The organism is Collinsella sp. AF25-2LB (assembly GCF_003458415.1).
Classification (GTDB): Bacteria; Actinomycetota; Coriobacteriia; order Coriobacteriales; family Coriobacteriaceae; genus Collinsella.
Map to the genome: position 1 here is coordinate 1 of NZ_QRUF01000025.1, position 222 is coordinate 222.

1 pseudogene is annotated in these 222 nt (G+C 72.5%); it reads right to left on the minus strand.

The window, feature by feature from the left end:
* Positions 1-33: 33 nt before the first annotated feature.
* Positions 34-222, minus strand: a pseudogene (locus tag DWY51_RS09690) (dTDP-glucose 4,6-dehydratase); the annotation flags it as partial.

Below are 222 nucleotides of genomic sequence, written 5' to 3' on the forward strand. Positions count from 1 at the left end.
GCGCCCCGCGGTGCGGTTCGCCGGAATGCAGTCTTACTGGCCCTGTGCGCGGTAGCGGGCCTCGGTGGCCTCCTTGGCGGGGCGCCACCAGGACTCGTTGGCGACGTACCAGTCGATGGTCCGCTTGAGCCCCTCGGCGAAGTCGGTGTGGGCCGGCCTCCAGCCCAGCTCGCGCTGGAGCTTGGTGGAGTCGATGGCGTAGCGGCGGTCGTGGCCGGGGCG